12 protein-coding genes and 1 riboswitch are annotated in these 14,757 nt (G+C 75.1%); of the genes, 2 read left to right on the top strand and 10 right to left on the bottom strand.

Features of this window, described 5'->3' with window-relative positions; genetic code table 11:
- Positions 1–237: 237 nt before the first annotated feature.
- From G339_RS0127240 to G339_RS0127225, 4 genes are read right to left on the bottom strand one after another with little or no spacing between them, the layout of a single operon-like run.
- Positions 238–1,386: an acyl-CoA dehydrogenase family protein gene (locus G339_RS0127240; RefSeq protein ID WP_019634236.1), complete on the bottom strand. Its 1,149-nt coding sequence runs from the start codon at positions 1,384–1,386 to the stop codon at positions 238–240.
- Positions 1,383–2,300, bottom strand: a complete 918-nt coding sequence (locus tag G339_RS0127235; protein WP_019634235.1) for a hydroxymethylglutaryl-CoA lyase — start codon at positions 2,298–2,300, stop codon at positions 1,383–1,385. The genes G339_RS0127240 and G339_RS0127235 overlap by 4 nt, the downstream gene beginning before the upstream one ends.
- Positions 2,301–2,303: 3 nt before the next feature.
- Positions 2,304–4,265 carry an acetyl/propionyl/methylcrotonyl-CoA carboxylase subunit alpha gene (locus tag G339_RS0127230; protein ID WP_019634234.1) on the bottom strand — a complete coding sequence of 654 codons (1,962 nt, stop codon included), beginning with the start codon at positions 4,263–4,265 and terminating at the stop codon, positions 2,304–2,306.
- 8 nt (positions 4,266–4,273) lie between these two features.
- Positions 4,274–5,872: a carboxyl transferase domain-containing protein gene (locus G339_RS0127225; protein ID WP_019634233.1), complete on the bottom strand. Its 1,599-nt coding sequence runs from the start codon at positions 5,870–5,872 to the stop codon at positions 4,274–4,276.
- Positions 5,873–5,948: 76 nt separating this feature from the next.
- On the opposite strand from G339_RS0127225, the gene G339_RS0127220 reads away from it, so the two are divergent.
- Positions 5,949–6,509 (top strand): TetR/AcrR family transcriptional regulator, encoded by a 561-nt coding sequence (locus G339_RS0127220; protein WP_019634232.1) that lies wholly within the window; start codon positions 5,949–5,951, stop codon positions 6,507–6,509.
- Between the two features lie 12 nt (positions 6,510–6,521).
- Here G339_RS0127220 and G339_RS0127215 read toward each other — a convergent pair whose 3' ends face one another.
- The 6 genes from G339_RS0127215 to G339_RS0127190 all read right to left on the bottom strand — a co-directional run bounded on the left by G339_RS0127215 (position 6,522) and on the right by G339_RS0127190 (position 13,553).
- Positions 6,522–7,928: an extracellular solute-binding protein gene (locus G339_RS0127215; protein WP_169514790.1), complete on the bottom strand. Its 1,407-nt coding sequence runs from the start codon at positions 7,926–7,928 to the stop codon at positions 6,522–6,524.
- Positions 7,925–9,991, bottom strand: coding sequence for a hypothetical protein (locus G339_RS0127210; protein ID WP_157408030.1), 2,067 nt, complete (start codon positions 9,989–9,991; stop codon positions 7,925–7,927). The genes G339_RS0127215 and G339_RS0127210 overlap by 4 nt, the downstream gene beginning before the upstream one ends.
- Before the next feature lie 124 nt (positions 9,992–10,115).
- Positions 10,116–10,793 (bottom strand): adenosylcobinamide amidohydrolase, encoded by a 678-nt coding sequence (locus G339_RS35460; protein ID WP_019634229.1) that lies wholly within the window; start codon positions 10,791–10,793, stop codon positions 10,116–10,118.
- Complete coding sequence (locus G339_RS0127200; protein WP_019634228.1) at positions 10,787–11,560, bottom strand: ABC transporter ATP-binding protein; 774 nt, start codon at positions 11,558–11,560, stop codon at positions 10,787–10,789. Before G339_RS0127200 ends, G339_RS35460 begins: the two co-directional genes overlap by 7 nt.
- Positions 11,557–12,642: a FecCD family ABC transporter permease gene (locus G339_RS0127195; protein WP_019634227.1), complete on the bottom strand. Its 1,086-nt coding sequence runs from the start codon at positions 12,640–12,642 to the stop codon at positions 11,557–11,559. Before G339_RS0127195 ends, G339_RS0127200 begins: the two co-directional genes overlap by 4 nt.
- Positions 12,639–13,553 (bottom strand): ABC transporter substrate-binding protein, encoded by a 915-nt coding sequence (locus G339_RS0127190; RefSeq protein ID WP_019634226.1) that lies wholly within the window; start codon positions 13,551–13,553, stop codon positions 12,639–12,641. The genes G339_RS0127195 and G339_RS0127190 overlap by 4 nt, the downstream gene beginning before the upstream one ends.
- 68 nt (positions 13,554–13,621) lie before the next feature.
- Positions 13,622–13,765, bottom strand: a riboswitch (cobalamin riboswitch).
- A gap of 37 nt (positions 13,766–13,802) precedes the next feature.
- Between G339_RS0127190 and G339_RS0127185 the strand changes: the two genes are divergently transcribed.
- A complete protein-coding gene (locus G339_RS0127185; RefSeq protein ID WP_019634225.1) occupies positions 13,803–14,567 on the top strand; it encodes an alpha/beta hydrolase in 765 nt (254 codons plus the stop codon).
- Positions 14,568–14,757 lie beyond the last annotated feature (190 nt).

Raw genomic sequence — 14,757 nt, 5'->3', positions numbered from 1 at the left:
GCCCCCTCGTAGACAGCCGAACCCAGTCGCGGGGGTGCCCCGAGGCGAAGCGAAGCGAGCGAGGGCGCCCCCGCGGACGGCGAGTAACCGAAGGGGGGTACCGGCGGGCGCACGGCCGCGAGCCGCCAGGCGAGCGGCCGGGCGCGCGCAGCGCGAAGGGCCGCACCGCAGCGGAGCGCCAGCGGAGCGAGGATGCGGCCCTCCGCGCCGCGGGGGGTTCAAGGGGGGTCGTCCCCCCTATGCCGAGAGCATCCCAAGAGCCCGCGCGATGAGCATCCGCTGGACCTCGGACGTCCCCTCGCCGACCTCGAGAATTTTCGCGTCCCGGTAGAACCGGCCGACCGCGTACTCGTTCATGAACCCGTATCCGCCGAAGATCTGCGTGGCGTCGCGGGCGTTGTCCATCGCGGCGTTGGAGGCGACGAGTTTGGCGATGGACGCCTCCTTCTTGAACGGCTGCCCGGCGAGGAGCCGCGCGGCGGCGGCGTAGTAGGCGAGGCGGGCGGTGTGCGCCCGGACCTCCATGTCCGCGATCTTGAACTGGATCGCCTGGTACCGGCCGATCTCGCGGCCGAAGGCGGAGCGTTCGCGGACGTAGCGCAGGCATTCGTCCACGCAGCCCTGGGCGAGGCCGACGGAGAGGGCGGCGATGGCGATGCGCCCTTCGTCGAGGATGCGCAGGAACTGCGCGTAGCCCCGGCCGCGTTCGCCGACGAGGTTCGCGGCGGGCACCGTGACTTCGTCGAAGGAAAGCTCGTGGGTGTCGGAGGACGACCAGCCGACCTTCGAATAGCTTTTCCCGACCGTGAAGCCGGGCGTCCCGTTCGGCACGATGATCGTGGAGATCTCGCCGTCCCCGGTGAGGGCGGTGACGGTCACGAACGCGGTGATGTCGGTGCCGGAGTTGGTGATGAAGCACTTCGACCCGTTGATCACCCACTGGTCGCCGTCGAGGCGCGCGGTGGTGCGCATGCCGCCGGGCACGTCGGTGCCGCCGCCGGGCTCGGTGAGGCCGAACGCGGCGAGCCGTTCGCCGGACAGCAGGCGCGGCAGCAGTTCCGCGCGCTGCTCGTCGGTGCCGAACCGGTAGATCGGCATGGAGCCGAGGGAGACCCCGGCTTCGAGCGTCACGGCGACGGACGAGTCGACGCGCGCGAGTTCCTCCAGCGCGAGGCACAGCGCGAAGTAGTCGCCGCCCATGCCGCCGTACACTTCGGGATAGGGCAGCCCGAACAGCCCCATCTCGCCCATCTTCGCGACGATCTCGTAGGGGAACTCGCCGCGCTCGTACAGGTCCCCGATCACCGGGGCGACGGTCTCGCGCGCGAACCGCTCGACGGTGCGGCGCAGTTCCTCCTGCTCGTCGGTGAGCGTGAAGTCGATCATGAGTTCTCCTTGGCGAGGGCCCGGACGACCCGGGACGGACTGGGGCGGCCGAGCCGGGCCGCCATCCACGTGCTGGTCTCGACGAGCGCGTCCAGGTCCACGCCGGTCTCGATGCCGAGGCCGTCGAGCATCCAGACCAGGTCCTCGGTGGCGAGGTTGCCGGTGGCGGACTCCGCGTACGGGCAGCCGCCGAGGCCGCCCGCCGCCGCGTCCACGACGGTGACCCCGGCGCGCAGCGCGGCGAGGGTGTTGGCGAGCGCCTGCCCGTAGGTGTCGTGGAAGTGGACGGCCAGCGACTCGACGGGCAGGCCCGCCGCGACGAGCGCGTCGATGAGCGCGGTGACCTGGCCGGGCGTCCCGACGCCGATGGTGTCCCCGAGGCTGAGCTGGTCGCAGCCGAGGTCCATCAGCCGTCCGGCGACGGACACGACCTGCTCGACGGGGACGTCGCCCTCCCACGGATCGCCGCACACCATCGACAGGTAGCCGCGCACCCACAGCCCTGCGGCGCGGGCGCGCGCGACGACGGGCGCGAACATCGCCAGCGACTCGTCCACGGTCCGGTTGAGGTTGCGGCGCGCGAACGTCTCGGTGGCGCTGCCGAACACGGCGATCTCGGTGACGCCGTGCGCGAGCGCCCGGTCCAGGCCGCGCTCGTTGGGGACGAGCACGGGCCGGCCGGGGACGCGGGGGAGCGCGTCGAGCAGTTCCTCCGCGTCCGCGAGCTGCGGCACCCACTTCGGGTGGACGAAGCTCGTCGTCTCGATGACGCCGAGCCCGGCGGCGGCGAGCCGCGCGACGAACTCGGCCTTCACCCCGGCGGGCACGACGGTCTTCTCGTTCTGCAGCCCGTCGCGCGGCCCGACCTCGTAGATCGTGACGCGCTCGGGCAGTCCGGGCAGCGGGACGCGCACGCGTCAGCCCTCCTCGATCACGGCGAGCACCGCGTCCAGCGCGACCTGCGCGCCGACGCGGGCCGCGAGCCGCGTCACGACGCCCGGGGCGGGTGCGGTGACGGTGTGCTCCATCTTCATCGCCTCCACGACGGCGACGGCCTGGCCCTCGGCGACGCGGTCGCCCTCGGCGACCTTCACGGCGAGGACGGTGCCGGGCATCGGGCTGCGCAGCACGCCGTCCCCCGCGAGGGCCGCGCCGCCGCGCGCCTCGGCGGGGACGTGCTCGGTGAGCGCCCAGGCCCGTCCGCCGCGGCCGAGCCACAGGACCGCGCCGTCGCGGACCCGCGCGAATTCCAGCGTCCGCCCGTCGTACCCGAGGACGGCCGTCCCGGCGTCGGCCGCGAGGGTCGCGGGGACGGGTTCGGCGTCGCCCACGGCGACGACCGCGTCCGCCGCGCGCCCGCGCACCCGGACCTCGACGGGCTCGCCGCCCGCCGGGGCGATGCGCCAGCGCGTCCACGCGGGGCCGCCGGGCCGCCAGCCGTCCGGGACCGCCCACGGGTCGGGGTCGCCGGTCTCCAGCGCGAGCATCCGGTCGAGGGCGGCGGCGGCCAGGACCTCCGGCGGCGTCCCGTCCCCGGCGGTCAGGTCGGCCAGGGAGCGTTCGACCAGGCCGGTGTCGAGGCGTCCGGCGGCGACGTCGGGGTGCCGCAGCAGCGCCCGCAGGAACGCGACGTTGGTCGGGACGCCGAGCAGCGCGTATTCGGCGAGCGCCCGGTCGAGGCGGCGCAGCGCGGCCGCGCGGTCGTCGCCCCGCGCGATCACCTTGGCGAGCATCGGGTCGTACGACCCGCCGACCTCCGTCCCCACGGCGAGCCCGGAGTCCACGCGGACGTGCGGACCGGACGGCTCGGTGAGCGCCAGCACCCGTCCACCGGTGGGCAGGAACCCGCGCGCGGGGTCCTCGGCGTACACGCGCGCCTCGACGGCGTGTCCGCGGAACGCGACGGCCTCCTGCGCGAAGTGCAGCGGCTCGCCCGCCGCGACGCGGAGCTGGAGTTCCACCAGGTCGAGTTCCGGGCGGATCGCCATCTCGGTGACGGGGTGCTCGACCTGGAGACGCGTGTTCATCTCCATGAAGAAGTACTCGCCGGGCCGGTCGGCGGACACGATGTACTCGACGGTGCCCGCGCCCGTGTACCCGACGGCCCGCGCCGCGTCGACCGCGCTCGCGCCCATCGCGGCGCGCGTCGCGTCGTCCAGCAGCGGCGACGGCGCCTCCTCCACGATCTTCTGGTGGCGGCGCTGCAGGCTGCACTCGCGCTCGCCCAGGTGGACGGCGTTGCCGTGCGCGTCGGCGAACACCTGGATCTCGATGTGCCGGGGGTTCTCGACGAACCGTTCGGCGAGCAGCGTGTCGTCGCCGAACGCGGCGCGCGCCTCCCGCCGTGCCGAGGCGATCGCGTCGGGCAGCTCGGCGGCGTCGCGGACGAGCCGCATGCCCTTGCCGCCGCCGCCCGCCGAGGGCTTGAGCAGCACCGGCAGGCCGACTTCCAGCGCCGCGTCGGCCAGGGCCGCGTCGTCCAGGCCGGGCTCGTCGCGGCCCGGGACGACGGGCACGCCCGCCGCCGCGACCGTCCGCTTGGCGCGGATCTTGTCGCCCATCGCGTCGATCGCGGCGGCGGGCGGCCCGACGAACACCAGCCCCGCGTCCGCGCAGGCCCGCGCGAACGCGCTGTTCTCCGACAGGAACCCGTAGCCGGGATGGACGGCCGCGGCCCCGGCGGCGCGCGCCGCCGCCAGGACCGCGTCCGCGTCGAGGTAGGACGGGACCAGCACCGCCTCGTCGGCCGCGCGGACGTGCCGCGCCCCCGCGTCGGCGGCGGTGTGGACGGCGACCGCCCGCACGCCCAGGCGGCGCAGCGTGCGGAACACGCGGACCGCGATCTCTCCCCGGTTGGCGACCAGGACGCATCCGAACATCTCCGCCCTCACATCCGGAAGACGCCGTAGCCGACCGGCTCCAGCGGTGCGTTCGCCGCGGCCGACAGGCCGAGGCCGAGGACGCGGCGGGTGTCGCGCGGGTCGATGACGCCGTCGTCCCACAGCCGCGCCGTCGCGTAGTACGGATTGCCCTGCCGCTCGTACTGTTCGCGGATCGGGGCCTTGAACGCTTCCTCGTCCTCGGCGCTCCAGCCGTCGCCCGCCTGGTCGCGGCGGACGGTCGACAGGACGCTCGCGGCCTGCTCGCCGCCCATCACCGAGATCCGCGCGTTCGGCCACATCCACAGGAACCGCGGCGAGTACGCCCGGCCGCACATCGCGTAGTTGCCCGCGCCGAACGACCCGCCGATGACGACGGTGAACTTCGGGACGCGCGCGCACGCGACGGCCGTGACCATCTTCGCGCCGTGCTTGGCGATGCCGCCCGCCTCGTACTCGCGGCCGACCATGAAACCGGTGATGTTCTGCAGGAAGACGAGCGGGACGCTGCGCCGGTCGCACAGCTCCACGAAATGCGCGCCCTTCATCGCCGACTCGGAGAAAAGGATGCCGTTGTTGGCGACGATCCCGACCGGGTGCCCGTGGATGTGCGCGAAACCGGTGACGAGCGTCGCGCCGTACTCCTTCTTGAACTCCTGGAACCGGCTGCCGTCCACGATCCGCGCGATGACCTCCCGCACGTCGTACGGCGTGCGCGGGTCGGCCGGGACGACGCCGTACAGCTCGGCCGGATCGGCGGCGGGCTCGCGCGGCGGCGCGGTGTCCCACGGCCGGGGCGCGCGCGGCCCGAGCGTCGCGACGATGTCGCGGACGATCCCGAGCGCGTGCGCGTCGTCGTCGGCGAGGTGGTCGGTGACGCCGGAGACGCGGGCGTGCAGGTCGCCGCCGCCCAGTTCCTCGGCGCTGACGACCTCGCCGGTCGCGGCCTTCACCAGCGGCGGCCCGCCGAGGAAGATCGTGCCCTGCTCGCGGACGATCACGGCCTCGTCGCTCATCGCCGGGACGTACGCGCCGCCCGCCGTGCAGGACCCGAGGACCGCCGCGATCTGCGGGATGCCGCGCGCCGACATCGTCGCCTGGTTGAAGAAGATCCGGCCGAAGTGCTCGCGGTCGGGGAAGACCTCGTCCTGCGCGGGCAGGAACGCGCCGCCGGAGTCCACCAGGTACACGCACGGCAGCCGGTTGTGGAGCGCGACCTCCTGCGCCCGCAGGTGCTTCTTCACCGTGACCGGGTAGTAGGTGCCGCCCTTGACGGTGGCGTCGTTGGCGACGACGACGCATTCGCGGCCGGAGATCCGGCCGACGCCGGTGATGATGCCCGCGCCGGGCGCGGCCCCGTCGTACAGGCCCTCGGCCGCCAGCGGCGACAGCTCCAGGAACGGGGAGCCGGGGTCCAGCAGCGTGTCGACGCGGTCGCGGGGGAGGAGTTTGCCGCGCGCGACGTGCCGCTCGCGGGCGCGTTCGGGGCCGCCCCGGCCCGCGCGGTCGATGCGCTCGCGCAGTTCGGCGGCCAACGCCTCGTTGTGCGCGGCGTTCTCCTTGAACGCGGCGTCGCCGGGATCGGCGCGCGTGCCCAGTTCGGTCATCACCCGTCCTCGGTTAACGGTCGTTAACAAGGCCGATGTTAACGCTCGTTAACTTCGGCCGTCTACACTCGTCCCCATGCCGCCGACCCCGAACCCGCGCCGCGCCGAGATCCTCGGGGCCGCCGCCGGGCTGTTCGCCCGGCGCGGCTTCCACGGCGTGTCCATCGGCGACCTCGGCCGGGCCGTCGGACTGACCGGCCCCGCCCTCTACCGGCATTTCCGCGGGAAGGACGACGTACTCGCCGCGATGCTGCTGGACATCAGCGCGCGGCTGCACGCCGAGGGCGTCCGGATCGCCGCCGAGCCCGATCCGTCGCGGGCGCTGGACGGTCTGCTGCGCGGGCACGTCGCGTTCGCGCTCGACAATCCGGCTCTGATCACCGTCCACGACCGCGAGCTGGACAACGTCCCGCAGCCGCAGCGCCGCGAGATCCGCCGCCTCCAGCGCGCCTACGTCGAGGAATGGGTGGGCGTGCTGCTGCGCCGCGCGCCGGACCGGCCCCGCGAGCACGCCCGCGCCGCCGTCCACGCCTGCTTCGGCCTGCTCAACTCCACCCCGCACAGCGCCGCCGGCCTCGACCGCGACGCGATGGCGAGCCTCCTCCACCGCATGGCCCGCGCCGCCCTGGAGGCGTGACCGGGCGCGCGGTCAGGGCGCGCAGGTCGCCCATTTCCCGTGCAGCGACGCCGCCACCGCCGCGGCGAACGCGTCCTCGCCGGGGTCCGAGCCGGTGAACACCGCGTGCGCGCACTCGCGCAGCGTCGCGCTGAACGCGCTGTAGTACGCGGTGACCGGACGCGGGCGCGCCCGCGACAGCGCCGTCACGATCGCCTGCGCCAGCGCCGTCAGCCGGTCGCCGGTCATCACCTCCGGGGCGCCCGCCGGGTTGTCGGGGTCGGCGCCCGTCGCGGACCGGACGATCTCCCCGCACGTCTTCACGGGCAGGACGCGCGCGTCCTGCCCCGGCTCGGGCGGGACGCCCAGCACCGCCGCGCGCGTCGGCGCGAACCCGCCGCACGAGTACAGCCGCCGCTCGGCCTGATCCCCGGTCAGGAACTTCACCAGCGCCAGGGCGTCGCGCGCGTGCCGCGACCGCGCCGACACCGCGAGCGTCTGCCCGCCGAGGACCGTCGAGCCCGGCGCGGCCTCGACGCCGAACTCCAGCTTCCCGTCGTCGCGCAATCCGGGCTCGTTGGCGAGGGTCTGGTAGGCGTACGGCCAGTGCCGCAGCACCGCCGACCCGTCCGCTTTGGCGAACGCGGCGAGGCTCTGGCTCTCCCGGTAGCCGGACCAGTAGGAGTCGTGCAGCGGACCGGGCCGCCCGATCGTGGCCGCGACGCCGCGCAGCGCCCGGTACGCCCGCCTCAACTCGGCGGCGTCGGGAATCCGCTCGCCCGTCAGCACCCCGTCGCCGCCGTGGTTCCACACCGCCTCCAGCGCGTTGACGACCAGGCCTTCGTAGTCGCCGAGCTGCTCGATGTAGTTCTCCTGCGGCCAGTCGCCCGGCGCGCGCGGCAGCCGCGACGGGTCGCGGTAGTAGAGCAGCCCGACGTCCAGGTTGAACGGCAGCGCGTAGAGCTCGTGCTCGTAGGACCCCATCTCCAGGCCGCGCGTGAAGAAGTCCCGCGTGTCAGCCGCTGTCAGGCCGAGGTCGCGCAGCGGCCGCACCCAGTGGCGCGCCGCGAACTCCGCCGTCCACGGCGCGTCGAGGACCAGCACGTCGTAGGCGCAGCTCCCGGACTCCTCGACGGCCTTGAGCTGCGCGCGCTGCAGGTCCGAGGACGGCGAGACCTCCACCAGCCGCGCGGGCGGCCGGCTCCCGCGGACCCCGCCGTCGTTGTCGTTCCACGCCTCGACCAGCGCGCGCCGCTGCGAGCCGAAGCTGACGTCCGTCCCGCCCGCGACGACGAGCCGCGAATCGTCGCACACGTCGGGCAGGTGTGAGCCGGACGATGGCAGCACCGCCGCCCCGAACGCCGTCAGCAACGCCCCGGCCAGCGCGAAGACCGCCGCGAGGACCGGGTGCTCGCGGACGCCCAGCAGGCCCGGCCTCACCGCTTCCCACCCCGCGCCGGGTCGCGCCATTGGACCAGGAGCCGCGCCGCCTGCCCGGCGTCGTCGCCGGAGAGCCGGACGCAGCCCGCGTCCACGCGGTCGCGGATCCGCCGGACCGGCGCGAAGTCGCAGCGGGTCGGTCCGGTCAGGGCCAGCGTGATGCCGGTGCCCGGATGGGCGCGGTGGAAGGCGGCCAGCGCGTCCAGATCGGCGTCGGTCGCACTGCGCGGCCCCTGCCCGTCGGTGACGACGAGGACGTCACCGGCCTTGGGCTGGTCGTCGACCCGGGCGAGCGCCCGCGCGAGGGGGAAGTCGCGGCCCGCGGGCTCCTGGCGGGCGAGGGCGGCGGCCAGGTCGGCGCGCTGGTCGCCCGCCGACAGCGGCGCGGAACCGACCGGTGTGGCGACCGGGTCGCGCGGACGGCTCCGCGAGGGCTGGGCGAACGTCCACAGGCTCGCGGTGTCGTCGCCCTTGAGCTGCCCGTTCAGGCCGCGCAGGAACTCCACGCCGACCGACAGGCGCGACCCGCGCGTCGCGGTGGACGCGGGGTACCCCATCGACCCGGACACGTCGAGCACGACCGACAGGGCGACGCGCTGCCGGGCCTTGTTGAACGTCTCGAGCGCGCTCTGGAAGTCGTCGCGCGCGGCCCGCGTGCTCTTGGGCGGCGCCGGGCAGGCCAGGCCGCCGGTGTCCCTTCCGGCGGCGCGGGCGAGGTCCGGCGCGGCGGCGTCGGGCCGGTGGCGGCAGGACGTGTCGCGCAGGCCCTGCGACGTCAGCGGGTGGTCGTCCAGCCACGACCGGAACGCCCCGACGCCCGCGGCGCGCGCGGCGGTGTCCTGGCCGGGCCGACGCACCCGCACGAACGGGTAGTTCAGCAGCGGCAGGTCATCGGCGTAGTAAGGGTGCAGCCGCCAGTCCGCGGGGATCGGGTCGCGTCCCGCCGCCTCGCACCGGTCGCCGAGCGCGCGTCCGGCGTCGTAGTCGAGCACCGCCTGCTCGGGCACCGCCACGGCGAGCCCACCGGGCGGGTCGGCACCGCGCAGGGCCTCGGCCCGCAGCCCGCACAGCAGGGTCGCCGGGTCGGGCGCGAGGCTGCCGACCGGGCTGAGGAAGCGCTCGGCGTCGGCGGAGCGCGGGATCGTCCCAGACTTGACCAGCGCCGCGTACAGCGCGGGCGTGGCCAGCAGGCTCGGCGCGAAGCTCTCCGGGATCGGCCGCGCGATGCCGGTGAGGTCGAAATAGCCTTTGAAGCGCACCAATATCTCTTCGGCCGTCTTTTCGCGGGGCGTCGAGGTCTCGGAGTAGACGAGGTTGTCGTCCTTGGTGAACAGCGCGATGACCACGGGCGACCGGCCCAGTGATCCGAGGACTTCCAACCGTCTGTCGTCGCCGGGCGGATCTGGATCGGCGTAGGCGTATTCGGAGAAGGACGACGGGATCCAGATATCGGGTTGCGGTCCCGGGACCGATCCGGTGTCGGCGTCGGACGCGGCGCGGTCGTCGGCGAAGGCGGCCGGGAGGGCGAGGACGTCGGGCTCCGCCGCGACGCTCACCGCGTAGCGCGGGCAGCGGGAGCGGCCCGGCTCGTGCGCGTCCCGGACGAACTCCGCCGCCGCGGCCCGCAGCGGGGTCAGCGCCTCCGGGGCCGCCAGCACCCGCAGTTCGAGCGGTGAGCCGCACGGCTCGAACGACTCGACCACCCGGTGTACGCCCGCGACCGCGAGGAGGACCAGCGCCGACGCCGCCGCGCCCAGCGCGGTCCACGCCGCCGCGCGCGTCACCCGCGTCAGCCAGGCGAGCACGGCGCGCATCATCCGGCCCGCCGCCTCGGGACGGACGGCGAACAGCGCCCACAGCCCGCCCGTCGCGGCGAGGGTGACGAGGACGCACAGCACCGCGGTGATGCCGATGCCGCGCTTGGAGCCCACGCCGAGCCGTTGGAGCAGCCAGGTGAGCGCCAGCGGTACGACGTAATTGGCGACGACCGCATCGACGAGAAAACGCCAGGTGAAGGAAGCGCGGAAGGGCTCCTGCGAGTCGTTCCCTTGAGTTCCGCTCATGGAGGATCGGATCGCCGCCTCGACTCGACGCTTCATCCCCCCAAGACGCTCGTCATTCTACAATTGGGGACTGCGTTGATGATCGCGGGAAATGGCCGGGACCGGCCGCCGAATCTGTGGCGTCCTACCCGGACGAGCGGCGGACGCGCAGGTAGGCGGTGTAGTCCTCGGCGCCCGCGCGGACGGCGGTGTGGACCGCGCGGGCGATGCGCGCGCCCCACGGCGAGCGCGGGCCGGCGAACGGCTCCGCGTGGTCCCCGGGGAGCGGCGCGGCGACGCAGACGGCGTCCGAGGCCGTGCCGGTGCAGGCGTAGCCCGCCTCCAGGAGCGCCTGGGTCTTCGCCTCCGTCACCGTCATGACCGCGTTGACCAGGGCCGCGTCCGTCAGCGGGACGGGCACCGACACCAGGATGTTGACGGTCCCGGGGCGCAGTGGCGCGAGTTCGGGGTCGGCGGTTCCGGCGGGCGCGGCGGCCCACGTCGGGACGCGCAGGCCCACGGTCGCGGCCGCGCCGACACCGCCGTCCGCGCCGTGGAAGGTGCGGTCCACGGCGGCGGCGGTGAGCATCCCGACGCCCGGCCCCGCCAGCCCGAACAGCGCCGCCAGCTCGCGCAGGTGCTCGGCCGGGTCCGTGCGCGCGTACGCGGTCGGCACCTGGGCGTTCACCACCCATTCCGCGGTGCCGAGGCCGCCGCCGAGCGTCGCCGAGGAGATCGTGCGCAGGGCGCGGCCGGGCCGCCAGACGGTCGCGGGCAGGCGCGCGCCGTCCTCGTCCCGCCGCATGAGGTTGAGATTCAGCATGGGCGCTCGGGGGACAGGACCGGGCGGCCGTCCGGCCCCGGCGCGACGCGGACGCGCGCGCCGAAGTGCTCCGCGACCGACTCGCGGGTCAGGACGTCGCCCGGCGGCCCGGCCGCCGCGACCCGGCCGCCCGACAGCAGGACCAGCGAGTCCGCGTACTGGCCCGCGAGCGTCAGGTCGTGCAGCGTCGTCACGACCGTCAGGCCGTCGGCGGCGCGCAGCGCGTCGACCAGCTCCAGCACCTGCTGCTGGTGGCCGATGTCCAGCGCGGTCGTCGGCTCGTCCAGCAGCAGCACCGACGTCTGCTGCGCCAGCGCGCGGGCCAGGACGACGCGCTGCCGCTCGCCGCCGGACAGCTCGCCGAGCGGGCGCGCCGCGAACGCGGCCAGGTCGAGGCGGTCCAGGACGTCGCCCGCCACCGCGCGGTCGCGCGCGCTCTCCCGGCCGAGGTGCGGGATGTAGGGGGAGCGGCCGAGCAGCGTGTAGTCGAACACCGTCATCCCGGCCGGGAGGCCCGGGTGCTGCGGCGCGTACGCGACGAGCCGGGCGCGCTCGCGGGGCCGCAGCGCGCGCGGGTCGCGGCCCGCGACGGCGACCTCGCCGCGCCCGGCGCGCAGCCCGAGCACCGCCAGCAGCAGCGTGGACTTGCCCGCGCCGTTCGGGCCGACGACCGCCGTCCAGCCGCCCGCGGGGACGTCCAGGCCGATGCCGCGCAGCACCGGGCGGCCCGCCAGGTCGACGTCCAGGCCCCGCACCCGCACGGTCACGTCTGCACCGTTCCCCGCGTCGCGCGCAGCACCACCACGAAGAACGGGCCGCCGACGAACGCCGTCACGACGCCCAGCGGCAGCTCGCCGGGCGCGATGACCGTGCGGGCGAGCAGGTCCGCCAGCGTCAGGAACGCCGCGCCGCCGATCAGCGACAGCGGCAGGACGATCCGGTACGAACCGCCCGCCAGCCGCCGTACGACATGCGGGACGACGACGCCGACGAACCCGATCAGCCCGCTCACCGCCACCGCCGACGCGGTCGCCAGCGACGCCGCGACCAGCACCGTCAGCCGCACCCGCGCCGCCGACAGGCCGAGCGCCGACGCCTCCTCGTCCCCGACCGCGAGGACGTCCAGCAGCCGCCCGTGCAGGAGCAGCACCACCGTGGACACCGCCGCGTACGGCGCGACCAGCGCGAGGCTCCGCCAGTCCGCCGAGCCGACGCCGCCGAGGACCCACGCGTAGATCCGCTGCAGCTCGTCGGTCTTGAGCTGCTGCAGGAACGTCTGCACGGCCGCGAGGAAACTCGACACCGCGACGCCCGCCAGCACCAGCGTCGCCACGCCCGACCCGCCGCGCCCCGCCGTCGACCCCAGCGCGTACGCCAGGAACACGCCGCCGAGCGCGCCCGCGAACGCCGCCAGCGGCACGCCGACCGCCGGGTCGCCCGGCACCGCGACGATCACCAGCGTCGCGCCGACGCCCGCGCCCGCCGCCGCGCCGAGCAGGTACGGGTCCGCGAGCGGATTGCGGAACACGCCCTGGTAGCCCGCGCCCGCCAGCGCCAGCATCCCGCCGACGAGCGCGCCCATCAGCACGCGCGGCAGCCGCAGCTCGAACAGCACGTTGCGCTCGACGCCGGTCAGCCCGGAGTCGAGGCGGACGCCCGGCACCGCGTCCGCCAGCGCCCGCAGCACCCCGCCGAGCGGCAGCCCGGCCGCGCCGACCAGCAGCCCGGCCAGCAGCGCCGCCGCGAGGACGGCGAGCGCGGCGGCCAGCGGCAGCGGGCGCAGGCGCGCCGCCGCGCGGGGCGCCGGGACGTCGAGCGCCCGCTTGCGCCGGACGGGGCGGACGGTCACTTCGCGGCCGCGACCCTGCGCACCGCGTCCGCGATCGTCTTCACCAGCTCCGGCAGGCGCGGGCCCCAGCGCGACGCGACGTCGTCGTCCAGCTCGACCACGCCGCCCTTGCGGACGGCCGTCAGGTCCTTCCAGCCGGGGCGCTTGGCGACGCTCGCGGTGTTCTGCGAGCAGCACTTCACGTCCGCCAGGAAGACCAGGTCCGGGTCGCTCTTCAGCAGCGACTCGCGGGAGAGCTGCGGGTAGCCCGAGCCGGTCTTGTCGGCGGGGTCCGCGACGTTGCGCAGCCCGAACAGGCCGTAAACGCGGCCGATGAACGTCGTGGACGTCACCGTGTGGAGCTGCTCGTCCAGTTCGTGGTAGTAGCCGAGGTCCTTCTTCGGCGTCGCCGCGACGGTCTGCTGGATCTGCGCCTTCATCCCGTCGGCGACGCGGCGGGCCTGCTCGGTGCGGCCGGTGGCCAGGCCGAGGTCGGCGATCTCGTCGTACACCTCGTCGAGGGACGTGGCCGCCGGTTCGAGCAGCACCGGGATCTTGACCTTCTCCAGCGCCTTGACGATCCCACCGGTGTCGTTGGAAAGGATCACCAGGTCGGGGTTGTACTTGATGATCGCCTCGGCGTTCGGGGTGAAGCCCGAGAGTTTCGTGCGGGGGGCGTCGGCCGGGTACGTCGAGTACTCGTCGGCGGCGACGACCTGCGGCCCGGCGCCGAGCGCGAACAGCGTCTCGGTGTGCGTGGGGGCCAGCGACACGATCCGGCGCGGCGTCGCGGGGACCGTCACCGCGCCGTTCCCGGCCTGGACGACGACCGACTTGCCGGCCTTCTCGTCGCCGTCGTCGCCGCCGCAGGCGGACGCGAACGACAGGACGCCGACGAGGGCGAGCGCGCCGAACGCGCGGGCGGATCTCACGTGAAGCCTCCAGGCTCCCAGGGGGGAGGCGCGGACCCGGCGGGACGGATCGCCCTTCCACGAGGTCGATGGTCGTCGGCGCGCCGGAGGCGACCTGGCTCGGCCTCGTTCGGGGGGCTCCACAGTTGCGGGACAGCGCCGGGTTCGCACCGGACTTCGCTCCGTGACGCGCGTGAAAAGCAACGTTATCAGCCGGGGCGCCCTGCTTTTCGCGGGCCGTCCGCGCACCGGATGGGCGATCATGGGACGGTGAACGACACGGAGTCCCTCACCCTCTTCACCCGTGACGCGGTCCGCATCGACGCGGGCCACTCGCCCGGCGACCGCGCGCTGTGCTTCGTGCTCGTCCACGGGTTCACCTGCTCCTGGCGGCAGCCCGCGCTGCGCCGCATCGCCGACGTCCTGCGGCGGCGCGGCGGCGTCGTCGCGCTCGACCTGCGCGGCCACGGGCGCTCCGGCGGGCACTCCACCGTGGGGGACCGGGAGGTCCTGGACGTCGAGGCGGCGGTCGAGGCGGCGCGGCGGCGCGGCTACCGGCGGGTCGCCGTCGTCGGCTTCTCGCTCGGCGGGGCGGTCGCCGTCCGGTACGCGGCGCTGACGGGCGGCGCGGACGCGGTCGCGGCCGTCAGCGCGCCCGCCCGCTGGTACTACCGGGGGACGGCGCCGATGCGGCGCGTCCACTGGGTCATCGAGCGCCGCGCGGGGCGGCTCGCGGTCCGGCTCGCGCGCGGCACGCGCATCGCCGCGAACGGCTGGGACCCGATGCCGGAGGCGCCGCACGAGGTCGCCGGACGCGTCTCGCCCGCGCCGCTGCTGATCGTCCACGGCGACGCCGATCCGTTCTTCCCGCTCGACCATCCCCGCCAGCTCTTCGCCGCGGCCCGCGAACCCCGTGAACTGTGGATCGAGCCCGGCTTCGGCCACGCCGAGATCGCCGCGACGCCGGAACTCGTCGCCCGGATCGCGGCCTGGACGCACCATGCCTGCGCCGAACCCGCGCCCGGAGACGCCTGAACGCGCCCGCGACCGGCATGGTCGGTCGCGGGTTCGGCTGATGCCGCGTCAGGCGGGGAGTTCTCCGGCGGCGACGGGTGCTGCGTCGGCTTCCTCGTGGAAGCGGGCCGGGCGGTGTTCCAGCCGACGCGGGCCGGTTCCGCTGCTTCGTCCGGTGCGAGGTCGGCGGGCGGTTCGGCGGCGACGGCGC

The sequence above is a fragment of the Actinomadura atramentaria DSM 43919 genome (assembly GCF_000381885.1).
Classification (GTDB): Bacteria; Actinomycetota; Actinomycetes; order Streptosporangiales; family Streptosporangiaceae; genus Spirillospora; species Spirillospora atramentaria.
This window is presented reverse-complemented; position numbering and strand designations above follow the sequence as displayed.